Consider the following 24,022-nt stretch of genomic DNA (forward strand, 5'->3'; position numbering starts at 1 on the left):
CGCCGGGTGATCCTCTGCAAAAACCCCTGTTATGCTGATTCACTTTCAATGCAAAGTTGATAATGCATGGACCGTCTTGGCGACATCGCCCTGTTCCTGCGCGTGCTCGACCTGGGCTCGATCACCGCGGCCGCGCACAGCCTGGACCTCTCGGTGGCGGTGGCCAGCCAGCGCCTGAAGCGACTGGAACGCGACCTTGGCGTGCGCCTGCTGCACCGAACCACCCGCCGCATGCATCCCACCGCGGAGGGCCAGCAACTGGCCGCACGCGGCCGCGTGCTGGTGGACGACCTGGACGCCCTGGCCGACGACCTGCGCGAGAGCGCACAGGATGTGGGCGGCACCTTGCGGGTCACGCTGTCGGCCTCGTTCGGGCAGCAGTACATTTCGCCACTGCTGCCTGAATTCCAGGCGCGGCATCCGCGCCTGCGCATCAGCGCGCATCTCAGCGACGATCTGGTCGACCTGGTCAAGCAAGGCTTCGACCTGGCAATCCGGATCGGCCCGCTCGAAGATTCCGGGTTGGTGGCCAGGCGGATCGCTCCCAACCGCCGCACCCTCAGCGCCTCGCCCGCCTACCTGCAGCGCCACGGCACGCCACGCACGCCCGAAGAGCTGGCCCAGCATGCCGGCGTGCTGCTGATGGGCCGCGATGGGCGCCAGGATGTCTGGACCCTGCAAACGCCGGAAGGTGGACAGGTACGGGTGCGCATGCAGAGCCGTTTCGAAAGCAATTTTGGCGAACTGATGCGCGATGCGGTGATCGCCGGGCAAGGCATCGCAGTGCATTCGTACTGGCACATTGCCGAGGACCTGCGCGCCGGCCGCCTGGTCGAAGTGATGCCCGACTACCCGCCGCCCACCTCGCAGATCAGCGCGGTCATGCCGGCGCGGCAATTGCAGCCGCCCCGCGTGCGTGCGTTTGTGGACTTTCTGCTCGAACACTTCGGCGAGACGCCACCCTGGGAACTGCCTAGTGCTGCAAGAGGTGGTGAGTGACGCCACCGCAGCGTGCCATCAGTATCCTGGGTTCAGAGCACGCTTCAGCCTACGTCGGCCGCTGAATAACTTCGCGTTGCGATTGATTGTTTGGATCGATCACGTCAAAAAAATCCCAATCGCAAGCACATGCTGTGCCGTTATCCGCAGCAGTTGCGCATAGAACTACATGTCACTGCAAAAATCGCTGCTGCATCACAGCCGGCGCCGCGTTCTGCGATTTGTCGTGCTGCATCGCTGCAGTTACATCTGTGCCCAGTCGCTTGCAGATCACGCGACCGCGCCGAGCCGAGCATTCCCAATGCTCGCCGGCTGCACAGGATCGCCTGCGTCGTTGCATGACCCGGGCGCATGGATAGATACCGACCGGACTCGATGAAGATGGATATGCCTTCGCTCCTGATGTACCCGTACGTGCCACGCCGGCCCCGCGATATTGCGTGGTCCGCTGCCGCCGTTCCACTGCGATATCGCACACAACATCTGCGCTGATAGCCCGCATTAACCGCCCGAGTACTCCCCGCTCGGCGCACGACGCACGACGCCCTTGATGCATCACACACGACCATAGCGGCCGTGTACGCACGACGCATGCGCGCCATTGCGAGCGCCTGCATGCGCTACGCCGTCGATTACGGCAAATCTCCCGCTCGCACCCAAATGGGACTCTGTTGATGACTTCTTTTCCGCAACGGCAATTGCTGTTCTCCGCGCTCGTGCTGGCGCTGTGTAGCGCGGCATCCTCGGCACCGGGTGTTGGCGCAAACCCCGGCAACATCACGCGCCCAACCCAGGCCACCAGAAGAAAGTGACCCGCTTTTCCGCTATCAATGGCATTTGCTCAACGATGGGCAAGAGGTCATTGCCGACACTCGGCCACGCGCCGGAACGGATCTGAATGTGGGCCCGCTGCATACGTTGGGGCTGCGTGGACAAGGCGTAACCGTCGCCGTCGTGGACGACGCACTCGAACTACGCCACCCGGATCTTGTTGCCAACGTGGTGCCCGGCGGTTCCAAGAACTTTGTCGATGGATCGAATGATCCAACGCCACGCAACGGCGCTTCCCACGGCACGATGGTTGGCGGGATCATGGCGGCAGTGGGCTGGAACGGGCTTGGTGGTCGCGGCGTTGCGCCCGATGCGCGCCTGAAAGGTTTCAACATCCTTTCCTCAGAAGAAAGCCCGACCGACTTCGATACCAATCTACGCGCCTCCTGGGGCGATTCGGTGCAATCCCGGGATGTGGATGTATTCAATAACAGCTTTGGCTCAGATCTGACGTACTACCCGACAATCTCTCCAGCAGCAGAGCGCTCGCTTGACCGCTTGATGCGTCGAGCAAGAAACGGCAAGGGGGGTCTGTATGTCCAGGCAGCAGGGAACACGTTCGATAGTTTTACGGTTCTCGACGACCAGGGGAACTGGGTGGAGCGATGCCCTGTGCTGGCCCGCACCTTGGGAGTCACTTGCTCCACGCCGGCTACCGATCCGTTGAGTAACCAACCCCTGATCATCGCGACGGGCGCAGTCAATGCACGCGGCCTGCGCTCGTCCTACTCTTCAGCCGGCGCGGCGCTATGGGTCACCGGCTTCGGCGGGGAGTTCGGGCTGCAACGCCGCTACTTTGGCGACCGGCCGCGGCCCGCGTTGTTCGATCCCGCCATCGTCACCACCGACCTGACTGGCTGCGCCGTCGGTGACAACAGGGACATCGCCGGCCAGCCGCCGATCAATGCATTGGCTTCAAGCAGCTCACCGATCGACGCCTCTTGCAACTACTCCGCGGCAATGAACGGCACCTCCGCAGCGGCACCCACGGTTGCTGGGGTGGTTGCGCTGATCGTGCAGGCCAATCCGTCGCTCACCGCGCGCGACCTTAAGTACATCCTGGCAACAAGCGCGCGCCAGATCGATCCTGCGCAGCAGGTGATCCGCTACCAAGGCAGCGTGATCGAGCCGGGCTGGATCACCAATGCGGCCGGCCATGCATTTAGCAACTGGTACGGTTTCGGCCTGGTGGACGCTGCCGAAGCGGTCTATCGCGCCTATGGGTTCCAGCCGCTTCCGCCCCAGCGCGATCTGGGCTGGAAAGCGGCACGCGCAGGCACATCGACGATTGGCGGACCAAATGCCGCGGCAACCTTGCGGTTGCGGCTCGGGGACACGCTCAAGATCGACACCGTGCAGTGGTCGATGCAGACCACCCACAAGACACCGAGCAATCTCCGGGTAGTGCTGATCTCGCCGAGTGGCACCCGCAGCTACGTGCTCACTCCCTTCCAGGCCTTGGATACGATCACGCAGGGGGCCGGCTTTGAGATACCGCTTTCGACCAGCAATGCCTTCCTAGACGAAAACGTTGCCGGCACCTGGACGCTGGAAGTCACCGACATGACCGGCTCGGACGTTCCCGCCCAACTGACGGGCTTCAAACTGCGCATCCGGGGACATTGACATGAACCTCGCTCTCGGTACGACCCTCATCCTTTGCGCGCTTGCCAGCATGCCGGCCTCTGCGCAAGACACCGACCGGCTCGCATTGCAGCGTGCCGCAACCGGGCAAGGCTTCACCATCGGCGATACCAACTTCAGGTTGGTACCCAACGCCAGAGTGCTACGCAATACAACGCCGCCGCCCCGCGCAGATGTGCCTGCAATGCGCCGTAGCACCACTGCCGCTGCCGGCGTAACGCTGCAGCACATTGGCCCGTATGTCATCTCCAGCGGCAACTCACCGCGCTCACCGCGTACCACGCCCGTCGGCGACGTGGAGGAGCCGTCGTTGATGGTGGCAATCAATCAGCGCAACGGCCAGCCAGTGGTGGCGTCACCACGCCTGCAGGTGTATGCCGGCGATGCCGATGCCATCGTTCGCTTGGCGCGGCAAACCAATGGTGCTGTCTTGGCAGCATCACAGGATGGCACGGGCGTGATCGGCTATCGTTCGGTCCCGGAAGCACTCGCAGCGCTACCAACCGTAAGGCGCGGCGGCGGCGTTGACGACGTTGTCCTTCAGGTGATCCAGGCAGTCCCACGCCTGCGCTAGTGCTAGCCGCCGCCACCGTGTGGAACGATTCACACGGTGGCGGTGATGTACCGGGCACGACTGACGGAGGAGTTAACCGGCCCGATCATGCGTCGCCCGCTGCGATCTCCGTGTTCGTCCTTCAGGGGAACACGCGTTTGCCGACGATCCAGTTCACTTAAGCGTACTCGTGCGGTACAGGCGCTTGCGCAACCCGCGCCGCTGCACCTCGCTGAGCAAATGCCCATGCGTGTGCAACAGGCCAAGGATCTGCTGGTGCGCCAGTTGGGTGCGCCGTGCGAGCTCGGCCGTTGCCGCCAGCTCGATCGCTTTCCAGTCGGCAGGGGTTGCGGGATCTGCGGGGAGTGAACGCTTTGCGGCCATGAGGGGACGGGCACCAGGGATGCGCCGCATGATACGGGCTGCGTGTGAGCGCGCGATCAGTGCTGTACGCCGCGTGCACTGCCGCTTGGCTGCGGTTGCCAGGTCCGGCAGACCGCACTACGCAGGGTAGCAATACCCGCCGCTGCTGCGCGCCTAACACCCGCTCTTGTACGATCGCGCCACCGCGGCGCGGCCGCACACACCCCGCACGAGCGTTCCACATGGCCTCTTCCATCGCCCATCTGATCGACGTGCTGCAACGTCATGCGCCGACCGATGGCACCTTCAGCACGGCCGTGCCCGGGCTGCGGCTGATGCGCTGCTCCGCGCCCACCTACTCCATCCCCACGGTGTACACGCCCACCCTGTGCCTGGTCGCGCAGGGGCACAAGCAGGCCATGCTCGGTACCACCGCGTATCACTACCATCCGGCGATGTATCTGGTGGCCTCTGTGGACCTGCCGATCATCGGCTCGGTGATCGAAGCGAGCCCGGCCCAGCCGTATCTGTGTTTTTGCCTGGATCTGGACGTGGCCGTGCTCAGCGACCTTGCGATCCGTTACCCGGCCCTGGCCGAGCAGGCTGGCGACACGCCAGCGTCCGGACTGTTGCTCAATCGCAGCACGCCGGAGTTGCACGACGCCGCCTTGCGGCTGGCGCGCCTGCTCGACCAGCCGCGCGACATCGACGCGCTGGCGCCGCTGGTACTGCGCGAATTGCTGTACCGGCTGATGGCCGAACCGGGCAATGCCATCGTGCGCCAGATGGCCATTGCCGACAGCCGCCTCAACCAGATTTCCAGGGCCATTGCCTGGCTGCGTGCGCACTACGCGGAGCGTTTCAGCATCGAGCAGATCGCAGATCTGTCGGCAATGAGCCGCTCCACCTTCCACACCCATTTCAAGGCAGTCACCTCGATGACGCCGCTGGAATTTCGCTCGCACCTACGCGTGCAGGAAGCACGCCGGCTGATGGTGGCCGAGGCACTCAGTGCCGCCGACGCCGGTTTCCGTGTCGGCTACGAAAGCGCATCGCAGTTCAGTCGCGACTACGCCCGCATCCTCGGCACGCCGCCCGCACGCGATGCACAACAATTGCGTGCCAGCCGGCAGGACGCGATCGAAGTGGCGTGACGGCGTGGGCCGCCTCGACAGCGGCCGGTGGGCGTGGTGCACGCGCGCAGTGATCACTCACCAACACGGCGTGACGCAACACTCTGGTGTGTGCGGCTGCCAGCTGAGCGCGCGCGCAGCGATCTGCCACTGAACAACGCAGCGTTACGCGGCACTCTGGTGCGTGCGGATGCCACCTGCGTGCGCCCACACCAGCCGCCAGCACACCTGCTCAGTTGCCCTGATACTGCGCGTCGCTGACCTGCTCCAGCCAGGTCACCGGCGAGCCATCCACCGCCTCGGCGATGGCGATATGGCTCATCGCCACCGTCGCGTTGGCGCCATGCCAGTGCTTGACGCCCGGCGGAATCCACACGATGTCGCCGGGGCGGATCTCCTGCGCAGGCTTGCCCCACTCCTGCACGCGCCCGGCACCGGCGGTGACGATGAGCGTCTGGCCCAGCGGATGGGTATGCCAGGCAGTGCGCGCGCCCGGCTCGAAGGTCACCGTGGCACCGCCCACGCGTGCGGGCGCATCGCTCTGGAATGGCGCATCGATGCGCACGGTGCCGGTGAAATAGCTGGCCGGGCCGGCGGCAGAGGCAGCGCTGCCGGCTTTGGTGACCTTGATCGGCGCGTGCTCGTCGGCACCGGGACCGGCGGCGGCCATCATCGACAAGGACATGGCGGTGGCAAACAGGCTCATTGACGTGCTCCTCGCTACAAAGTGCAGCCACTGTAGCGCGCAGGTGCGGCGCAACTGCCCACCTGGGGCCGCATGCTCCTAGAAACACAGCGCATCAATGCATCTTGATTGAAGCCGGGAGGCGCCATCGCGCATGATGCAGCGGCATGGATTTCATGTTTGATGTGTGGTGTCGGCAAGCATGGCTCGGGAAAACCTCAATGACCTGCAGGTGTTTGTCACCGTGGCACGCGAAGGCAGCTTCACGCGCGCCGCAGCGCAGCTGGGAGTCTCGCAATCGGCGCTGAGCCATACCGTGCGTGCGCTGGAAACCCGGCTGGGGATTCGCCTGCTCACCCGCACCACGCGCAGCGTCTCGATGACCGAGGCGGGCATGCGTTTGTTTGACACGGTGGCGCCACGGCTTGAGGAGATCGACCAGGAGTTGTCGGCACTGACTGCGTTTCGCGACAAGCCTGCCGGCACCATCCGCATCACCACCGCCGGCCACGCCGCCGATGCGTATCTGTGGCCTGCGTTGTCGAAGGTGCTGCCCGACTACCCCGACCTCAAGGTGGAAATCACCGTCGATTACGGCCTGGCCGACATCGTGGCCGAGCGCTACGACATCGGCGTCCGGCTCGGCGACCAGGTGGCCAAGGACATGATCGCGGTGCCGATCAGCCCACGCCAGCGCATGGCGGTGGTGGCGGCGCCCAGCTACTTCGTGCATCACACCATTCCCGCAGTGCCGGCCGAGCTGGCGCAGCACAACTGCATCGGCTTGCGCCTGCCCACGCATGGCGGCCTGCTGCCGTGGGATTTCGAAAAAGACGGACGCGAGCAGAAAGTGCGCGTGGACGGGCAATGGACCTTCAACGGCAGCAGCGCCATGTTGCGCGCGGCACTGGCCGGCGCGGGCCTGGCCTTCCTGCCGGAAACCATGGTGCTGGACCACATCGCCGCCGGCCGCCTGCGCCGCGTGCTGGACGACTGGTGCGACCCGTTCGATGGCTATTACGCCTATTACCCGAGCCGGCGCCAGTCTTCCGCCGCGCTCAAGGTGGTGATCGACGCGCTGCGGCATGACCTGGTGCGGTAGCCCATCGTAGGAGCGCGCTTGCGCGCGATGGAGTTTTATCGGTAACGCCACATCGCGCGCAAGCGCGCTCCTACGGGACCTGCAGTACTGCCGCTATGTCGCGTTGCGTTGGGAAGCATGTGTCCGTCCATCGACTACAACTGTTCGCGGCAGTGACCTGCTGTGTTCCCCATGTGGAAACGAGACAGCACCGTCCCTGACTTCACCAAGCTTGGTAGGAGCGCGCTTGCGCGCGATGAAGCGTTATCGGTAACGCCCCATCGCGCGCGAGCGCGCTCCTACGACACATCTCTTGCAGATACCGTCACTGCGGTTACACCGCCGTGCTCACTTCCCCACCAGCTTCTGCCGCTCCGGGCTGTAGCGCTCACCGACAATCTCCACCGCATCGAGTGCCTGTTGAATACGTGCCAGCTCGTCGCTGCTCAAGACGAGCGCAGCACCGCCGATGTTTTCGTCCAGGCGATGACGCTTGGTGGTGCCAGGAATCGGCACGATCCAGGGCTTGCGCGACAATAGCCAGGCCAGCGCCACCTGTGCCGGCGTCGCGCCCTTGTCGTCCGCGATGGCTTGCAGGCGTTGCACCAGCGCCTGATTGGCACGGCGCGCCTCCGCGGCAAAGCGCGGCACGCTGTTACGGAAGTCGCTCTGGTCGAATTGCGTGTCGGGCTGGATCGCGCCTGTCAGAAATGCCTTGCCGAGCGGACTGAACGGCACGAAGCCAATCCCCAGTTCTTCCAGCGTGGGCAGCACGCTGGCTTCCGGTTCGCGCCACCACAGCGAGTATTCGCTTTGCACCGCGGCCACCGGTTGCACCGCATGCGCGCGGCGGATGGTGTCCGCGCTGGCTTCGGACAGGCCGAAATGGCCCACCTTGCCTTCGGCGATCAAATCCTTGACCGTGCCGGCCACTTCCTCGATCGGCACCGCGGGATCCACGCGGTGCTGATAGAACAGATCGATACGCTCGCGCTTCAACCGCAGCAGGCTGGCCTCGGCCACTGCGCGGATACGCGCGGGCCGGCTGTCCAGACCGGCATCGGCATGTCCATCGCGAAAGCCGAACTTGGTGGCAACCACCACCTGCGCGCCGTACGGCGCAAGCGCCTCACCCAGCAATTCCTCATTGGCGATCGGCCCGTACGCCTCTGCGGTGTCGAACAAGGTCACGCCCTGCTCCACCGCGGCGTGCAGCAGTGCCACCGCCTGTTTGCGCTCGGTGGCCGGCCCGTAGCCGTAGCTCAACCCCATGCAGCCCAGGCCAAGTGCGGAGACCCGCAGCCCGCTGCGCCCTAGTGTGCGTGTATGCATCGTGTGCTCCTGCGGCAGCGCCGCGTCGATCGATGGCGTCCCACGTGAGGTGGCAGCGCCGAGCGCACACGTTAGCCGCCAAGGCCGGGTGGATTGCAGTGCGCGGCGCGCACACGGTGATGAGTGCGCATCATCAATGCCGGCCCGCGTGGCGTTCGCTCATGCCCTGCGGCGGCACCGCGTTGCTCGCCAGCGCACACGCGGATTGGACGGCACCAAGCGCACACGTCAGCCGGCATACCGCGCGGAGTGCAGCGCACGGCGCGCATGCTCATGAATGTGCGTCGTCACTCTCCGCGCGCGATGCCGGCGCGCGCGGCGTTCGCCTGCCGGTCGCTGCGGGCGCCGCTGGCACCGGGCGATACGCGCGCAAGAACGCTGCCACCGCGCCATCGATGTAGCGCTGCGCTGGGGCTGCATCCGGTGGCATGCCAGGCGCTGGCACCTCGGTCGGCACTGCCGTGATCAGCCCGAAGAACTGCACCGAGGCGTCGGGCAGGTTGTCGATGACCAAGGCGCCCTGCGCCACTTCGCGTGCCAGCAGCGCACGCATCGTGCTGTCGTAGCGTTCGAAGCACAGCGTCCACATTTCTTCGCGGATCTGGCTGGGCAGCGACGGCGGCCGCACCAGTCCGTAGGCGGCATCCTGCCGCGCCGCATTGGTCCAGACCTGCAGCAGCACACTGGCAACCGCCGCCAAGCGTTGCGCCACCGGCCCGGGCAACGTCAGCAGACCATCCCAGCGATTGGACGCCGCATGCGCCATCGCTTCCAACGTGGTGCGGAACAGCACCTCCTTGGACGCGAAGTACGCATACACCGTCGCCTTGGACACGCCCGCGTCTTCGGCGATGCGGTCCATGCTGGTGCGCTCGAAGCCCTGCTGTGTAAACAACTGCTGCGCGGCGGCCAGGGTCGCGCCACGCTTGGCATGCGGCACGCGCCGGCCCGGCGCCGGCAAGGCCGGGCCTTGCGCCGGGGCCGTATCAGCCACGGGGCGACGCCGTGTCGGCGGCGGCCACGTCCGGCCCATCGGCCTGCAGCCAGCCGCCGCCCATCGCCTTGTAGAACGTCACCAGGTTGGTGATGCGCGACAACTGCGTGGTGATCAAGGTCTGCTGCGCGCCATACAGCGAGCGCTGCGCATCCAGCGCCTGCAGATAGCTGTCGATCCCGCGTTCGAAGCGCGCCTGCGACAACCGGTAACTGTCTGCGGTGGCATCCACCAGGGCCTGCTGTGCCTGCAGCTGGCGGCCCAGGGTGTCGCGCTGCGCGAGCGCATCGGACACCTCGCGGAACGCAGTCTGGATCGACTTTTCGTAGCGGGCCACTTCAATGTCGCGGTTGGCCTTGGCCATGTCCAGATTGGCGCGGTTACGCCCGGCATTGAACAGTGGCAAGGTCAGCTGCGGCACGAAACTCCAGGCCCGCGTGCCCGACTCGAACAGCCCGGACAGACTGCTGCTGGACGAGCCCAGCGTGGCGGTCAAGCTGATGCTGGGAAAGAACGCCGCGCGCGCCGCGCCGATGTTGGCATTGGCCGCGCGCAGGTTGCGCTCGGCCTCCAGGATGTCCGGGCGACGCTGCAACAGCTGCGACGGCACGCCCGCCGGCACGGCGGCCAGCACATTGCCTTCCACGCTTGCGCCATCGGGCAACGCGCGTGGCAACAGACTCTCCGGCAACTGGGTGCCGACCAGCAGCACCAACGCGTTGCGGTCCTGCGCCACCTGCGCGGTGTAACGCTCCACATCCACACGCGCGCTTTCCACGGTGGTCTGTGCCTGCCGCAAGGTGAGCTGCGAGGCCACGCCCAGCTCGAAACTGCGCTGCTGCAAGCGGTAGCTGTCGCTTTGGCTGGTCAGCGTGGATTGCGCTAGCTGCAGCAGCTCCTGGTCAGCGGCCAGGGTGAGATACGCGGTGGCCACATCGGCGACCAGACTGATGTGCGTGCTACGGCGGGCTTCGGCAGTGGAGAGAAATTGCTGCAGCGCCTGTTCCTTGAGGCTGCGCACGCGCCCGAACAAATCCAGCTCGTACGCGCTCACGCCCACATTGGCGCTGTAGGTGCGGAACACCGGCGGCTGCCCGGGCACCGCCAGTTCGCTCGGGGTACGCGCGTTGTTGGCAGTGCCGGTGGCATCCACGCCGGGCACCAGCGCTGCACGCTCCACCCGGTATTGCGCGCGTGCCACTTCGATATTGAGCGCGGCCACACGCAGGTCGCGGTTATTGTCCAGCGCCAGCTGGATCACCTGTTGCAGCGCCGGGTCGGTGAACACCTCCCGCCAGCCGATATCGGCGATGACGGGAGTTTCTGCGCTCGCTGCCGCTTCGCTGGCAACGGTCGCCGCCGCGGTGGCACCGGCAAACTGCGCCGGCACCGGTGCGTCGGGCCGCGCATAACGCGGCATCAGCGTGCAGCCAGACAACACGCTGGTCACCGCGAGTGCGGCAAGCGTCATTCGGATCGGTGTCATGTCAGTGCCCTGCATGTTGCGGAACGGAGGCATCAGGCTGCGCGCGGCGTTCGAACAGCCCACGCACCAGTACGAAGAACAACGGCACGAAGAAGATGGCCAGCACCGTGCCGGAGATCATGCCGCCGATCACCGCAGTGCCCAGCGCGTGCTGCGCGCCGGCGCCCGCGCCACTGGTCAGCACCAGCGGCACCACACCCAGGATGAAGGCCAGCGATGTCATCAGAATCGGCCGCAAGCGCATACGCGCCGCTTCCAGCGCCGCCGCCACCAGGCTCTTGCCGCCTTCGTGCAATTCCTTGGCGAACTCCACGATCAGGATCGCGTTCTTCGAGGCAAGGCCAATGGTGGTGAGCAGGCCCACCTGGAAGTACACATCGTTCATTTTCCAGGTCAGCACGGCGGCCACCAGCGTGCCGAACACGCCCAACGGCACCACCAGAATCACCGAGAACGGAATCGACCAGCTCTCATACAACGCGGCCAGACACAGGAACACGATCAGGATCGACAACCCGTACAACAACCCGGTCTGCCCGGTCGAGGCTTTTTCCTGCCGCGACAACCCGGTCCACTCGAAGCCAATGCCGGCCGGCAACTTGGCCGCTGCCGCCTCCACGATCTGCATCGCCTGGCCGCTGGACGCCGCACCTGGCAGCGCCATGCCCAGAATCTCCACCGACGGCAGGCTGTTGTAGCGCTCCAGACGTGGCGAGCCCTGGGTCCAGCGTGCGGTGGCGAAGGCGTTGAACGGCACCATCGTGCCGGCGCTGTTACGCACGAACCAGCGGTCGATGTCCTGCGGGTTCATGCGGTACGGCGCATCGGCCTGCAGCATCACTTTCTTGACGCGGCCCTTGTCGATGAAGTCGTTGACATAGGTACTGCCCCACGCGCTGGAGAAAGTGTTGTTGATGTCGGCAATCGACACCCCCATCGCTTCGGCCTTGTGCGGGTCGATCTCCAGCTTGAACTCCGGCGTGTCTTCCTGCCCGTTGGGACGCACCGCCACCAGCCGCTTGTCCTGCGAAAGCTCGGCCAGCAACTGGTTGCGTGCCTGCATCAGCGCGGCATGCCCCAGGTTGGCGCGGTCCTGAAGCATCAGATCGAAGCCGGTGGCGTTGCCCAATTCCGACACGGCCGGCGGCGCCACCGCAAACACCTGCGCATCGCGCAAGGTGGCGAAGAACGCGCCCGCCTTGGCCGCCACATCGGTCACGCTCTGGCCCTTGCCGGTGCGCTCGTCCCATGGCCGCAGCTTGACGAAGGCAAAGCCCACGTTCTGCCCGGTACCGGCAAAGCTGAAACCGGAAACCGCAAAGATGCCGGCCACCGAGTCCTTCTGGTCGACCAGGAAGTGATGTTCCACCTGCTTGAGCACCGCACCGGTGCGCGCGTCGGTGGCACCGGGCGGCAACTGCACCAGCACGAACAAGGTGCCCTGGTCTTCGTCCGGCAAGAAGCCCACCGGCGTTTTCATGAAGCCCACCACCACCAGCGCCACGATCACCACATACGCAATCATGTAGCGCCAGCCCTTGCCGAGCATGTGCCGCACCACGCCCTGGTAGCGGCCATTACTGCGGTCGAACACCCGGTTGAACCAGCCGAAGAACCCGGTGGTGGCCATGCCATGACCGGGCTTGAGCAAGGTGGCGCACAGCGCCGGCGTCAGCACCATTGCCACCAGCACCGACAACGTCATCGCAGAGACAATCGTGATCGAGAACTGCCGGTAGATCACACCGGTGGAACCGCCAAAAAACGCCATCGGCACGAACACCGCGGCCAGCACCAAGGCCACGCCCACCAGTGCGCCGGTGATCTGGTCCATCGATTTGCGCGTGGCCTCCTTGGGCGAGAGCTGCTCTTCGGCCATCACCCGCTCGACGTTTTCCACCACCACGATGGCGTCATCCACCAGCAAGCCGATCGCCAGCACCATCGCGAACATGGTCAGCGTATTGATGGTGAAGCCGAACACCGCCAGCACGCCAAAGGTGCCCAGCAATACCACCGGCACGGCGATGGTGGGAATCAGCGTGGCGCGGAAATTCTGCAAGAACAGGTACATCACCAAAAACACCAGCACCACCGCTTCGACCAGCGTATGCACCACCTGCTCGATGGAGATGCGCACGAACGGTGTGGTGTCGTAGGGCTTTTGCACCTTCATGCCGGGCGGGAAGAACTTCTCCTGCTCTTCCAGGCTCTTGTCGATGGCGCGCACGGTATCCAGCGCGTTCGCCCCGGTGGCCAGCTTGATCGCCAGCCCCGCGGCCGGCTTGCCGTTGTAGCGGCCCACCGTGTTGTAGCTCTCGCTGCCCAGCTCGATGCGCGCCACATCGCGCAGACGCACCTGCGAACCATCGGTGCGGGTACGCAGCAAAATGTTCTCGAACTCTTCGGCTGTCTTGAGCCGCGTCTGCGCGGTGATGGTGGCATTGAGCTGCTGGTTGGCCACCGCCGGCAACGCACCAAGCTGGCCGGCCGACACCTGCGCGTTTTGCGCCTGGATCGCGGCGCGTACATCCACGGGGGTGAGGTTGAAGTTGTTGAGCTTGTCCGGATCCAGCCAGATGCGCATCGAATACTGCGAGCCGAACAACGTGGTGTCGCCCACACCCTGCACGCGGCTGATGGTTTCCTGCACGTTGGCGGCAACGTAATCGGACAGATCCGAATCGCTCATGCTGCCGTCTTCGGAGGTGAAGGCCAGCACGTTGAGGAAGTTGGTGGCCGACTTGGTGACCGTGACGCCCTGCTGCTGCACTTCTTGCGGCAACAACGCGGTGGCCAGCGACAACTTGTTCTGCACCTGCACCTGCGCGGTGTCCGGGTCGGTGCCGTTTTCGAAGGTCAGCGTAATGGTCACCGCACCGCTGGATTCGCTGGTGGAGGCCATGTAGCTGAGGTTGTCCAGGCCCTTCATCTTCTGCTCGATGACCTGGGTGACGGTGTCTTCCAGGGTCTGCGCAGACGCGCCGGGATAGTTGGCGGTGATCGCCACGGCGGGCGGCGCGATGCTGGGGTATTGCGCGATCGGCAAGGTGGCGATGGACAGGATGCCGGCCAGCATCACGATGATGGCCAGCACCCAGGCGAAGATCGGGCGGTCGATGAAGAAGCGTGCCATGAGCTGGAGTCCGCCTTAGTTGGCCGCACGCGGTGCGGCTGGGGCGGAGGGGCTGCCGGCAACGGACGCCGACGTCGGTTGCCACGGCACGGTCTTGACCTGGACACCGTCGCGGGCGCGCGACAGGCCATCCACCACCAGTTGGTCACCGGTCTTCAGGCCACTGCGCACCAGCCACTGGTCACCCACCGCACGGTCGGTCTCCAGCACGCGCAGCTGCAATTTATTGTCGGCACCGACTACGAAGGCGGTCGGCTTGCCGGCGCCATTGCGCGTCACCGCCTGTTGCGGCACCAGCACACCCTGCGCCTTGACGCCTTCCTGCAGCACCGCGCGCACGTACATGCCCGGCAGCAGATCGGCATCCGGGTTGGGGAACACCGCACGCAGGCTGATCGAGCCGGTGTTCTGGTCCACGGTCACATCGGAGAACGCCAGCCGGCCCTGCAGCGGATAGGTGCTGCCGTCTTCCAGCACCAGGCTCACCTGCGCGGCACCGTCGCCGGCACGCGCCAGATCGCCACGGGCCATCGCCTTCTTCAGCCGCAGCACGGCGGCGCTGGGCTGGGTCACGTCCACGTAGATCGGATCCAGTTGCTGGATGGTGGTCAATGCCGTGGCCTGGTTGGCGGTGACCAGCGCGCCGGGCGTCACGCTGGAGCGGCCGATCCGGCCGGAGATCGGCGCATCCATGCGGGCGAACGCCAGATTGATGCGCGCGGTCTCCACGCTGGCCTTGCCGGCCGCCACATCCGCTTCGGCCTGGCCGAGCGTGGCGGCGGTGTCGTCGCCCTCCTGCTGGCTGATCGCCTTGATCTGCACCAGTTCCTTGTAGCGGTCGGCCTTGAGCCGTGCGGTGCGCAGGTTGGCCTGCGCCTTGGCCAGGGTGGCCTGGGCGCTGGCGTAGCTGGCGCGGTAGGTGGCCGGGTCGATCTGGTACAGGGTCTGCCCTGCCTTCACGTCGCCGCCCTCGGTGAACTGCCGCGTCTGCACGATGCCGCCCACCTGGGGCCGTACTTCGGCGATCAGGTACGGCACGGTGCGGCCGGGCAACTGGGTGGTCAGGGTGACCGGCTGGGGCCGGACGGTGATGACGCCGACCACCGGCGTGCCCTGCTGCGGGGGCGGCCCGCCCGGCGGGCTACCGCAGGCGCTGATCAGGACGGAGGCGGCAACGGCGAGGAGCGGCAGGCGAAGCGAGGGGACAGGACGCACGGGGAAGGTCTCCGGGAAAACCGCGATGGATAAATCTAAACGGTACGGTTCGGTATCCTAATAAGCTCATCCGTGGGCGTCAAGCATTTCTGCCCAGTTGGTATACTTAAGAGCCCCTAGGAGCACCGCGATGCGGGTCAGAACCGAAGAAAAGCGCGACACCATCGTTCAGGCGGCCAGCGAGGTCTTCCTCGAGCTGGGCTTCGAAGGCGCGTCGATGTCGCAGATCGCTGCCCGTGTCGGCGGCTCAAAGCGCACGCTGTACGGCTATTTCGGCTCGAAGGAAGAGCTGTTTGTGGCGGTGGCCAAGGACATGTCCGACCGCTATTTCGATCCGCTACTGGATGCACTTTCGCGGAGCAGCGGCCCCATTGCCGACGCCCTGCAGCGCTTCGGAGAGGACGTCCTCACCTTCCTGTGCGCACCGCCCAATATCACCAGTTGGCAGACCATCATCGGGGTATCCGGCAGATCAGACGTCGGCGCGCTGTTTTTCAGCGCAGGTCAAGAAGAAGGCCTGAAGCGCTTCGCCGAATACCTGCAGACACAGGTGGACTGCGGCCAGCTCCGTTGCGACGACACTATGCTTGCCGCCCAACAGTTCGCCGCCCTAGTCGAAGCCGAAACCCTGATGCCCTGCCTGTTCGGCGCACTCAAGAACCCATCGCCGGAGTATCTGCGCGACGCTACCCGGCGCGCGGTGGAACTGTTTCTGGTTGGGTATGCGTGTAAGCCAGCGGCGGCTTGAATGTGGTTGCGGATGCGGGGAGGTGGTGTGGTGACTGACGTGCTGCGGTGATGAGCGGCTTCGCAGGTGTTGGAACGCCCGACCACTGAAGTGCGCTGGGCGGCGTCACTTGATCGAGCGCATCAACGACGGGTCGGTTCCGAGTTAGAGGTGCGCACTCTTAGGTGCGTCATGCGCGCGCGAACGACGCAGCGTGCGCGCAAACAGCGCAAACAATTTCGAGCAAACCGCGCGTGTTGGCAGTGTGTCGCATTAGCTGAAAGAGGCGGAGCCGCACGCGTCGCTCAATGCAATGCCATGTGTGCTGCTGGCAGAGCTTCGCTGCATTGCTGACGCACTACCGGAAGCGGTCGTTCGGGAACGAACGGCTGTGCGCTGTGACATTGGCGCGCTACGTGGCAAGCCTTGTCGCGGCCAAGGCCGCTCCTACGAGGAGCTCGCAGTCCCTGCGGACACTGAGTGGCGGCGCATGACGTATGTGCGAGTGAGTGCGCGCTATACGTACGAGCGCCGAAATAACATCGGGAACGCCCCATCGCGGCCTAGGCCGCTCCTACGGTGAATCGCGATTGTTTAGCGTCTTGCGCGGGCAACTGGAGCCACTAGCAGCGGCTCGATTCACGCAATCAAGCCGCCGTGTTGCATTTGCGATGCACAACCGCCGACGTCAGTCGGGAAAGTCCATCGCGGCCGAGGCCGCTCCTACGGTGAATCGCGATTGTTTAGCGTCTTGCGCGGGGCGATTGACCCGAACCGCTTGCGTGCTAGGAGACGGGAGCAGCGGCGCGATTCACACCAATCAACCCGCAGCCGCGCACTTGGCACACAGGCCGTGCACTTCCAGTGTCTGTGCCTGCGGTTGGAAGCCCAGCGCCTTGGCGCGGGCTTCCAGTTGCGAGACCACATCGCGGTCTTCCAGCTCCACCGCGCTATGGCAGCGGTCGCAGATCAGGAACGGCACCGAGTGCTGGGCGCTGTTGGGGTGATGGCAGGCGACGAAGGCATTGACCGATTCGAGCTTGTGCACGAAGCCATTGGCCATCAAAAAATCCAGCGCGCGGTACACCGTTGGCGGGGCGTCGGCGCCCACACCCTTGCCTTCGCGCACCCAGTCCAGCAGCTCGTAGGCCTTGACCGGTTTGCCGGCATCGGCGATCAGCCGCAGTACGTTGGCGCGGATCGGCGTCAGCCGCAGGCCGCGTTCGCTGCAAGCGCGCTCTACCGCACGTACGAAGCTGTTGGCATCGTCCACGTGGTGGTGCGGGGCCGTGCAGGCGTGTTCCTGGTCGTGCGTTTGGGTGTGCGTGTGCTTGGTCATACAGGCTCCGGCGTCAGGCCGCTCCAATCTTGATGAGTGCCGCATCGATGCGTTTCAAGGCACCCTCGCGCCCGGCCAGGTACACCGTCTGCGAAATGTCCGGGCTGACCTGGGTGCCGGTGATGGCCACCCGCAGCGGCTGGGCCACCTTGCCCATGCCCAGTTCCAGCGCCGCGGCAGCGGCATGCAGCGCCGCCGATACGTTCTCCACGCTCCACTCGTTCAGCGCAGCGAGCATCTCGCGCGCCTTGCCCAGCGGCACTTCCGCGCCCAGTTTCAGGTGCTTGATCACCGCGGCTTCGTCGTAGGTTTCCAGCGGCTGGTACCAGACCACGGCTTTTTCGGCCATTTCCTTGAGCGTCTGCACGCGCTCGCGCAGCGCCACCACCACATCGGCAGCGGCCGGGCCGGCGGCCACATCAATGCCCAGCTTGCGGAGCTGGTATTCCAGCTGCGGCGCGATGCTGGCCGGGTCGTCGGTCTTCAAGTAATGCTGATTCACCCAGCCGAGCTTGGCCATGTCCAGGCGCGCGGCCTTGGAATTGACGTCCTTGACGTCGAACAGGTCCAGCAACTCCTGCTGGCTGAACAGCTCCTGGTCGCCATGCGACCAACCTAGGCGGGCCAGGTAATTGATCAGCGCATGCGGCAGGTAGCCGGCGTCCTTGTACTGCATGACATCGGCCGCGCCAGTGCGCTTGGAGAGCTTGGCGCCCTGCTCGTCCAGGATCATCGGCATGTGCGCGAACTTGGGTACCGGTGCGCCCAGCGCTTCGTAGATGTTGATCTGGCGCGGGGTGTTGTTGATGTGGTCGTCGCCGCGGATCACCTCGGTGATGCCCATGTCCCAGTCGTCCACCACCACCGCGAAGTTGTAGGTGGGGTAGCCATCCGGGCGGAAGATCACCATGTCGTCGAGCTCGCTGTTGGCGATCTCGATGCGGCCCTTGATCAGGTCGTCGAACACCACCGTGCCCGCGAGCGGGTTCTTGAAGCGGATCACCCGGTTCGGGTCGTCGCGATACGGCAGCTGCTGCTCGCGCGCGGCGCCGTTGTAGCGCGGCTTTTCCTGCTTGGCCATCGCGGCCTCGCGCATCGCGTCGAGCTCCTCACGGGTCTCGTAGGCGTAATAGGCCTTGCCCTGCGCCAGCAGCTGCTCGGCCACCTCCTGGTAACGGGCGATGCGCTGGGTCTGGTAGATCGGGCCTTCGTCGTAGCCCAGGCCCAGCCACTCCATGGCTTCCAGGATGGCGTCGATGGCGACCTGGGTGCTGCGCTCACGGTCGGTGTCTTCGATGCGCAGCACGAACTGCCCGCCGCGGTGACGTGCCTCCAGCCAGCAGTACAGGGCGGTGCGTGCGCCGCCGATGTGCAGGTAACCGGTGGGGCTGGGGGCAAAACGGGTGCGGCAGGTCATGGAGCGCTCGGCGGAACGGGAGTGGCCCGATTTTACCTTGCGCAGCCGTGCCCTGCCCGGCCCGCCCGCTCAGGTGTTGCGCAACAGGTCGCCGTAAACCACGCAATCGCCGCCGCTGCGCTTGGCGCCGGGGGCGTCGTAGAGCACCAGCCAGCTTGGCGTGTTGCCGGCCAACTGGCGCGGCAGGTTGCAGATGGCTTCGGCGCGGTCGCTGTCTTCGCCGTGCGGCAGCACCACCGACGTGAGCAGCTCGCGCTGGAAGCGCACCGGCGCCTGGTTGGCGGCCAGCACGCTGCGCGCATCCGGCCACTTGAACAGGCGGATCTCGCCATTGAGCACCATGGTGGGCCCGGCCAGCAGATACAGGTCGTCACCGGAATAGTGCAGGTCACGCACGCCCAGCCCGCCCAGTTGCAGGAAGTGCTTGCGCAGCAGCGTGCCCTCTTCATCCAGCGGGGCAAGGCGCAGATGATCGCCATGCGCTTCCACCTGGATCTCCAGCAGCGCCGACCACCCACGCAACACCGGGCCACGCAGGCCCAGTAGCAGGCGCTGGCCGTCCACCACGATGCCTTCGATGTCGAAGCCGTTGTCCTTGCCGGGAATCTTCAAAAACGGCCCGAAATGCGGGTCGTCTTCCAGCAGCGCGGTGAGCTGGTTGTGCTTGGCGTCGCCCTTGAGCCGCAGCGCGCGGCGGCCGTCGGCGGCTTCGCGCACCAGCGTGGGCGTGCCATCGGCAGCGCGCTCGATCGGCAGGCAGGCCAGCAGGCGGCGGTTGGCATCGAGCTTGAGCTTGGTCAGCCGCTTGGCATTTTCGGCATCGTCGCGGCCAGGCTTGGCGTTCTTGCGCTTGAGCCCATGCGAGCCGATCACCCACAAAAAGCCGTCGGAAAGTGCCAGGCCTTCCAGGTCGGCTTCCTCGGCTGCTTCGCCGGGCAGATCCAGCAACTCCGCCAGCGGAAAGCTCTGGCCTTCGCCAAAGCGCAGCGTCTCGCGCTGCAGCGGGGCGAGCGTGCGCAGGCGGTCCACCGCACAGGCTTCATCGCCGGCCACCCACAGCCAATCGTCGGTGAAGGCAGCGCCGGAAAGATTGCTGTGCACCAGCGCGCCAGGCGCAAATTCCAGGCGGACGCTATGCGGGATCAAGGTTTTCTTGGACATGGGTGACCTGGTCGGTGGCGGGCGGGAGTTGCCAGGCGGCTGACTCCCACGGGCGCGTGGCCGGTGGCGCGGCGCGCATGGGAAGCGCTACGCATCCACCGGCCGGCAGCGCCCGGGGGCTATCGGTCGTCTTGGATCAATCGAACCCAACCAGCTTCGCACGCGTCACGTGAGCAGCCAATTGACCGGGCCAATCGCGGTCATTGGCCACCTGGGCCTGCGCACGGCTGCCCGCGAACGCGTCAAAATCCAGCTCCGCATACGCCCACACCTGCGCGCCCTGGGTCTGCGCCAGCACGCCATCGGCCGGAAAGCCCACATCCATCGGCGCGAACACCGCAGCCTCGCCGGTATTGACGTCCAGCGCCGGGCTCCACGGCGCCTCACCGGCGGTGACCGACTGCGCAACGAACACGCGGTTTTCCAGCGCACGCGCCAGGCAACCCACGCGCACGCGCATCGCACCGGCGGCAGTGTCGGTGCAGCTGGGCACGATCAGCAAACGCGCACCGGCCTCGTACTGCGCGCGCACCGGCAACGGGAATTCGCTGTCGTAGCAGATGGCGATCGCCGCACGCACGCCATCCAGCTCGAACACCTTCAGCGCATCGCCTGGGTCGATCACGCCGGTGGCCTTTTCGAACCCGGTGAGCTGCAACTTGTCCTGCCAGCCATGCGTGCCGTCGGGGGTGAACCAATCGCTGCGGTTGCGGTAACGGCCGCTGCCAACCTCCAACAGGAAACTGCCGGCGATCAAATGCACCGCATGCTGTCGGGCCAGCCCGGCGAACAACGCCATCCACTGCGGGCGCAGCGCCTGGATCGCTGCCAGCGACTCCGGCAAACCGGCCGAAATCTGCGTACCGAACGTGGCGCCCAGCTCCAGCGACAGATATTCCGGCAGCACCAGCACGCGTGCACCGGCTGCCGCGGCCTCGCCCACCAACGCTGTCTGGCCTGCAGCGAAGGCAGCGAAATCGGCCGGCTTGCCGATCGGGTATTTGGCAACGGCAATCTTCATCGGGTGAGCGTCCTGCGATGCGTACGTGGGGTGGGTGATGCGGAGGTGGCGCAGCAGCCTTACGCCTGCAGCGCGCGCGTCCACACCTCCAAACTGTGGTCGATCTCCCCGTGTTGCAACTCCGCCCACTCCAGCCGCACCTGCATGCCGGGCTGCGGCGCATAGCCGCGCTTGCGCCAGAACGCATCGTTGGGCCGGTAATCGGCCGGGCGGCGCGTGTCGTGCGGGTCGCGCTGGACCGAGCAGAACGCGGTCAGGGCAAACCGCCCAAGCGCACGCGCGTGCGCTTCACGCTGGTCGAAAAAGGCGTGCCCGATGCCCTGCCCACGATAGTCCGGCAGCAGCACCGATTCGCCGAAATAGAACACGCTGGCCGCGTCGATGCCTGCCGCGCGGAACGGCGCATGGAAGGCCGCGCTATCGTCCAGCAAAGGTAGGCCGGTGGAGGCGCCGATCACCGCATCGCCATCGCGCGCCAGCACGAACACGCTGTCTGGCGAGGCCGCATAGGCGGCCAGGTAGTCGCGCTCGTAGGCGGGGTCGCCGTCGTAGAGATACGGCCAGGCGCCGAAGACCACACTGCGCAGCCGCGCCAGGTCGTCCAGAAACGGCGTGATGGCGTTGCCGCGCAGTGCCGTGATGGTAGGAGTAGGCATGGGTGCATTCTAGCCATGGCTGCAGCGCGTGCGCTCAGCCGGCCGTGCCGGCTCCACGCGCGGCCTGCCACGCCAGCATGCGCCGGCCCAACAGTCCCAGGGGCGCTGCCAGGAGGCACGCGGCGTCCGCTGCCAACTGCAGGCAAATCGCAGCTTCCACCGCCACTGCCAACGCGAACGCATCCTGCCCGGCGCCGGGCTGCAGCATCAAGGTGCCGAACAACAACACCGGCAAGAGCAGGCAGACACAGGCGACGCACCCACCGAACACCCGCCAGCTGGCGCTGGCCACCAACGCCAGCGTCAGCACCGCAACCACAAAGATCACTACGGCCGCCCAGATCACCGCAGGCGTCCTGTGACGCATGTGCCGCTGCACTGTAAGCGGGCGACACAGTGCGCTGCCTGCTGCAGCCGCGCGTAACAGACAACTCGCCTGCAAACCGCGCCGCTCATCGCAGCCAGCTCTGTGTGCAGGCCGCAGCGGCGGGCTGCTGCCACAGCAACCAAACGGCCGCATCTTCCACCGCCAACAGCGCGCCGAGTAATGCATCGCTACTGCGGGCCCAGTAGCTGCCGTTGCTCAGCCGCTGCCATGGCAGGTACTGGCGCAGTGGCGGCCGTGGCGCAGCGCACTGCAGCTGCTGTAGTGCGTTGGCGCCATCGCGGCGCACATCCTCGGCGGTGCGGGCGTGCAGCGCCATGCCGATCCATCCGCGCCGCCCCGCTGCAGGCAGCGGCAAGGCGGACAGCGGTGAGCATTCCCACTGGTGGGGTGGCGCTGCGGATAGCAGCGCCACCGTTTCGATCCCGGCGGGCAGCAACCGCTGCGCCCGCCGGTGTAGCTGAGAGCGCATCAGCATGCCGACCTCAGCGCAGGCTGTTGCCAAGCTCGTACCAATCGAGCTTGCGGGTTACCCACATGATGCAGGCCAGGATGCCGAACAGCAGCAACGATCCCATCAGCAACGCGTTGTCTTCGGAGATCAGAAGGCTGTAAAGCACCCCGTACAGCGCGGTGAGCATCACCGAAAACCCGCCGGCCCGCGCCCAGCTGCGCAACACACCAGACAGGTACACGCACTGCAGCCCGATACACGCCACCGCCGAGACCAGGTACGCCTGCCAGAAGGCGATGCGCTCGGACAGGCTGAGCAGCAGCAGGAAGAAAATCGCCAGCGCCAGGCCCACCAGCAGGTATTGCACCGGGTGGATCGGCAACCGCTTGATCAGCTCGAACAACACAAACGCCACGAAGGTCAGCACCACGAACAGGATGCCGTACTTGCTGGCGCGATCGGCCTGGGTATACACGTCCACCGGGTCGACCAGCCGCACTTCCAGCATGTCCAGCGCGCTCGCATCCGACTGCAGCTGCGTCTGTGCGCCGGTGGCCAGCGCCGACAACGACCAGGTGGCATCGAAGCCCTTCGGCCCGATGCTCGGCGCATTCGGCAGGAACTGCCCGCCGAAGGACGGGTGCTGCCAGCCCGAGCGCAGCGCGATGTCGTTGGTGTCGCCGATCGGCGCGATCGCCAGCCGGCGCGTGCCATCCAGCACGAACTGCATGTCCACCACATTGCCGTCCTGCAGCGTCCCGGCAGTTGCATCGCTCACCGGCTTGAGCGCGGCATGGATGCCCGAGGTCCGCCCGGCCAGCGTGCCTGCACCGCCTTCCAGCGTCAGCGCCCGGCCATCCACGCGCAGGCTGGGCGTACCCACCAGCCCACGCACATCGGAAATGCCCACCGTCAGATACGGTTGGCCATACACGCGGGTAGGCGCGGCGGCGTACTCGAACGGGTCGTATTCGGCGTGCAGCGTTGCCTTCCACGAATACACCTGCACGCGGTAGATCCCCACCTCGCGCACCGAAGGCACCATCTCGCCGCTGATCTTGAGCGTGCGCGGCGTCTGCAGCAGCGCCCCCTCCTGCGCGCGCCACACCTTGCGCTGGTTGCCCTGCTCGTCCGGCTCGTTCACCTGCACCTGCTCGGTGTAGGGCAGCACACGCACCGGCGCGATGAATTGCTGCTCGCCGGCCTTGCTTTTGGACACCCGCTCCACCGCCTCGTCGCGGTAGCGCGCGCGGTCCTGCACCGCGCCGCGGATCAACAACAACGGGATCAGCAACAGCAGGATCAACCCACCAACGGTGGCGAAGCGCAACAGCAGTTTCAGGGATTTCATCGACCATCCTCAGTCTGGGAGGTGGTCAGGGTGAGCGCCCTCGGTGTCCAGGGTTTGAG

The 24,022-nt window shown here is 65.8% G+C and carries 21 protein-coding genes; 6 read left to right on the forward strand and 15 right to left on the reverse strand.

Translation table 11 applies throughout. The annotated features are described in order from the left end of the window. Window positions 1-66: 66 nt before the first annotated feature. The 3 genes from XCC_RS13850 to XCC_RS22435 all read left to right on the forward strand — a co-directional run bounded on the left by XCC_RS13850 (window position 67) and on the right by XCC_RS22435 (window position 4,048). Window positions 67-999 (forward strand): LysR family transcriptional regulator, encoded by a 933-nt coding sequence (locus XCC_RS13850; RefSeq protein WP_011037803.1) that lies wholly within the window; start codon window positions 67-69, stop codon window positions 997-999. Window positions 1,000-1,752: 753 nt separating this feature from the next. Beyond that, the gene (locus XCC_RS13855; RefSeq protein ID WP_011037804.1) at window positions 1,753-3,456 is read left to right on the forward strand and encodes a S8 family peptidase; all 1,704 of its coding nucleotides are present in this window, start codon (window positions 1,753-1,755) and stop codon (window positions 3,454-3,456) included. Window positions 3,457-3,784: 328 nt separating this feature from the next. After that, window positions 3,785-4,048 carry a hypothetical protein gene (locus tag XCC_RS22435; protein ID WP_230428490.1) on the forward strand — a complete coding sequence of 88 codons (264 nt, stop codon included), beginning with the start codon at window positions 3,785-3,787 and terminating at the stop codon, window positions 4,046-4,048. A gap of 153 nt (window positions 4,049-4,201) precedes the next feature. Here XCC_RS22435 and XCC_RS13865 read toward each other — a convergent pair whose 3' ends face one another. After that, window positions 4,202-4,411 (reverse strand): hypothetical protein, encoded by a 210-nt coding sequence (locus tag XCC_RS13865; RefSeq protein WP_014508361.1) that lies wholly within the window; start codon window positions 4,409-4,411, stop codon window positions 4,202-4,204. Window positions 4,412-4,632: 221 nt separating this feature from the next. Between XCC_RS13865 and XCC_RS13870 the strand changes: the two genes are divergently transcribed. Continuing rightward, on the forward strand, window positions 4,633-5,544 hold the full coding sequence (locus tag XCC_RS13870; protein WP_011037806.1) for an AraC family transcriptional regulator: 912 nt from the start codon (window positions 4,633-4,635) through the stop codon (window positions 5,542-5,544). A 211-nt stretch (window positions 5,545-5,755) separates the two neighbouring features. On the opposite strand, the gene XCC_RS13875 is transcribed toward XCC_RS13870, so the two are convergent. After that, window positions 5,756-6,229: a (R)-mandelonitrile lyase gene (locus XCC_RS13875; protein ID WP_040940974.1), complete on the reverse strand. Its 474-nt coding sequence runs from the start codon at window positions 6,227-6,229 to the stop codon at window positions 5,756-5,758. Between the two features lie 181 nt (window positions 6,230-6,410). Here XCC_RS13875 and XCC_RS13880 point away from each other — a divergent pair, with 181 nt between their 5' ends. Beyond that, a complete protein-coding gene (locus tag XCC_RS13880; protein WP_029628906.1) occupies window positions 6,411-7,310 on the forward strand; it encodes a LysR family transcriptional regulator in 900 nt (299 codons plus the stop codon). Between the two features lie 327 nt (window positions 7,311-7,637). On the opposite strand, the gene XCC_RS13885 is transcribed toward XCC_RS13880, so the two are convergent. The 5 genes from XCC_RS13885 to XCC_RS13905 all read right to left on the reverse strand — a co-directional run bounded on the left by XCC_RS13885 (window position 7,638) and on the right by XCC_RS13905 (window position 15,452). Continuing rightward, complete coding sequence (locus XCC_RS13885) at window positions 7,638-8,621, reverse strand: aldo/keto reductase (protein ID WP_011037809.1); 984 nt, start codon at window positions 8,619-8,621, stop codon at window positions 7,638-7,640. A 271-nt stretch (window positions 8,622-8,892) separates the two neighbouring features. Continuing rightward, a complete protein-coding gene (locus XCC_RS13890; protein WP_011037810.1) occupies window positions 8,893-9,582 on the reverse strand; it encodes a TetR/AcrR family transcriptional regulator in 690 nt (229 codons plus the stop codon). A 25-nt stretch (window positions 9,583-9,607) separates the two neighbouring features. Beyond that, entirely contained in the window at window positions 9,608-11,101 is a 1,494-nt protein-coding gene (locus tag XCC_RS13895; RefSeq protein ID WP_011037811.1) for an efflux transporter outer membrane subunit, read from the reverse strand. A gap of 1 nt (window position 11,102) precedes the next feature. Then, the gene (locus XCC_RS13900) at window positions 11,103-14,237 is read right to left on the reverse strand and encodes an efflux RND transporter permease subunit (RefSeq protein ID WP_011037812.1); all 3,135 of its coding nucleotides are present in this window, start codon (window positions 14,235-14,237) and stop codon (window positions 11,103-11,105) included. Window positions 14,238-14,252: 15 nt separating this feature from the next. Then, window positions 14,253-15,452, reverse strand: coding sequence for an efflux RND transporter periplasmic adaptor subunit (locus XCC_RS13905; protein ID WP_011037813.1), 1,200 nt, complete (start codon window positions 15,450-15,452; stop codon window positions 14,253-14,255). Window positions 15,453-15,582: 130 nt separating this feature from the next. Between XCC_RS13905 and XCC_RS13910 the strand changes: the two genes are divergently transcribed. Then, window positions 15,583-16,200, forward strand: coding sequence for a TetR/AcrR family transcriptional regulator (locus tag XCC_RS13910; RefSeq protein WP_011037814.1), 618 nt, complete (start codon window positions 15,583-15,585; stop codon window positions 16,198-16,200). Between the two features lie 799 nt (window positions 16,201-16,999). Here the strand turns inward: XCC_RS13910 and XCC_RS13915 are convergent. The 8 genes from XCC_RS13915 to creD form a co-directional block, all read right to left on the reverse strand. Then, window positions 17,000-17,518 carry a transcriptional repressor gene (locus XCC_RS13915; protein WP_011037815.1) on the reverse strand — a complete coding sequence of 173 codons (519 nt, stop codon included), beginning with the start codon at window positions 17,516-17,518 and terminating at the stop codon, window positions 17,000-17,002. 13 nt (window positions 17,519-17,531) lie between these two features. Beyond that, window positions 17,532-18,935, reverse strand: coding sequence for a glutamate--tRNA ligase (gltX, locus tag XCC_RS13920; RefSeq protein ID WP_011037816.1), 1,404 nt, complete (start codon window positions 18,933-18,935; stop codon window positions 17,532-17,534). Between the two features lie 69 nt (window positions 18,936-19,004). Continuing rightward, on the reverse strand, window positions 19,005-20,096 hold the full coding sequence (locus XCC_RS13925) for a DUF3616 domain-containing protein (protein WP_011037817.1): 1,092 nt from the start codon (window positions 20,094-20,096) through the stop codon (window positions 19,005-19,007). Window positions 20,097-20,232: 136 nt separating this feature from the next. Beyond that, entirely contained in the window at window positions 20,233-21,117 is an 885-nt protein-coding gene (locus tag XCC_RS13930) for a carbon-nitrogen hydrolase family protein (RefSeq protein ID WP_011037818.1), read from the reverse strand. A gap of 59 nt (window positions 21,118-21,176) precedes the next feature. Further along, the gene (locus XCC_RS13935) at window positions 21,177-21,773 is read right to left on the reverse strand and encodes a GNAT family N-acetyltransferase (protein ID WP_011037819.1); all 597 of its coding nucleotides are present in this window, start codon (window positions 21,771-21,773) and stop codon (window positions 21,177-21,179) included. Window positions 21,774-21,807: 34 nt separating this feature from the next. After that, on the reverse strand, window positions 21,808-22,140 hold the full coding sequence (locus XCC_RS13940; RefSeq protein WP_194734404.1) for a hypothetical protein: 333 nt from the start codon (window positions 22,138-22,140) through the stop codon (window positions 21,808-21,810). Between the two features lie 85 nt (window positions 22,141-22,225). Next, window positions 22,226-22,636, reverse strand: coding sequence for a hypothetical protein (locus XCC_RS13945; protein ID WP_029628902.1), 411 nt, complete (start codon window positions 22,634-22,636; stop codon window positions 22,226-22,228). Window positions 22,637-22,643: 7 nt separating this feature from the next. Next, on the reverse strand, window positions 22,644-23,963 hold the full coding sequence (gene creD / locus XCC_RS13950) for a cell envelope integrity protein CreD (RefSeq protein ID WP_011037822.1): 1,320 nt from the start codon (window positions 23,961-23,963) through the stop codon (window positions 22,644-22,646). Between the last annotated feature and the right edge of the window lie 59 nt (window positions 23,964-24,022).

Source organism: Xanthomonas campestris pv. campestris str. ATCC 33913, from assembly GCF_000007145.1.
In the GTDB taxonomy this organism is placed as follows: domain Bacteria; phylum Pseudomonadota; class Gammaproteobacteria; order Xanthomonadales; family Xanthomonadaceae; genus Xanthomonas; species Xanthomonas campestris.

Excerpts from the sequence above, each read along its gene's own strand:
- XCC_RS13875 (WP_040940974.1), bottom strand. The coding sequence starts at position 6,229 with ATGAGCCTGTTTGCCACCGCCATGTCCTTGTCGATGATGGCCGCCGCC.
- XCC_RS13885 (WP_011037809.1), bottom strand. The coding sequence starts at position 8,621 with ATGCATACACGCACACTAGGGCGCAGCGGGCTGCGGGTCTCCGCACTT.
- XCC_RS13945 (WP_029628902.1), bottom strand. The coding sequence starts at position 22,636 with ATGCTGATGCGCTCTCAGCTACACCGGCGGGCGCAGCGGTTGCTGCCC.
- XCC_RS13895 (WP_011037811.1), bottom strand. The coding sequence starts at position 11,101 with ATGACACCGATCCGAATGACGCTTGCCGCACTCGCGGTGACCAGCGTG.
- XCC_RS13865 (WP_014508361.1), bottom strand. The coding sequence starts at position 4,411 with ATGGCCGCAAAGCGTTCACTCCCCGCAGATCCCGCAACCCCTGCCGAC.
- XCC_RS13915 (WP_011037815.1), bottom strand. The coding sequence starts at position 17,518 with ATGACCAAGCACACGCACACCCAAACGCACGACCAGGAACACGCCTGC.
- XCC_RS13940 (WP_194734404.1), bottom strand. The coding sequence starts at position 22,140 with ATGCGTCACAGGACGCCTGCGGTGATCTGGGCGGCCGTAGTGATCTTT.
- gltX (WP_011037816.1), bottom strand. The coding sequence starts at position 18,935 with ATGACCTGCCGCACCCGTTTTGCCCCCAGCCCCACCGGTTACCTGCAC.
- XCC_RS13910 (WP_011037814.1), top strand. The coding sequence starts at position 15,583 with ATGCGGGTCAGAACCGAAGAAAAGCGCGACACCATCGTTCAGGCGGCC.
- XCC_RS13925 (WP_011037817.1), bottom strand. The coding sequence starts at position 20,096 with ATGTCCAAGAAAACCTTGATCCCGCATAGCGTCCGCCTGGAATTTGCG.
- XCC_RS13870 (WP_011037806.1), top strand. The coding sequence starts at position 4,633 with ATGGCCTCTTCCATCGCCCATCTGATCGACGTGCTGCAACGTCATGCG.
- XCC_RS13930 (WP_011037818.1), bottom strand. The coding sequence starts at position 21,117 with ATGAAGATTGCCGTTGCCAAATACCCGATCGGCAAGCCGGCCGATTTC.
- XCC_RS13850 (WP_011037803.1), top strand. The coding sequence starts at position 67 with ATGGACCGTCTTGGCGACATCGCCCTGTTCCTGCGCGTGCTCGACCTG.
- XCC_RS13900 (WP_011037812.1), bottom strand. The coding sequence starts at position 14,237 with ATGGCACGCTTCTTCATCGACCGCCCGATCTTCGCCTGGGTGCTGGCC.
- XCC_RS13880 (WP_029628906.1), top strand. The coding sequence starts at position 6,411 with ATGGCTCGGGAAAACCTCAATGACCTGCAGGTGTTTGTCACCGTGGCA.
- XCC_RS13935 (WP_011037819.1), bottom strand. The coding sequence starts at position 21,773 with ATGCCTACTCCTACCATCACGGCACTGCGCGGCAACGCCATCACGCCG.
- creD (WP_011037822.1), bottom strand. The coding sequence starts at position 23,963 with ATGAAATCCCTGAAACTGCTGTTGCGCTTCGCCACCGTTGGTGGGTTG.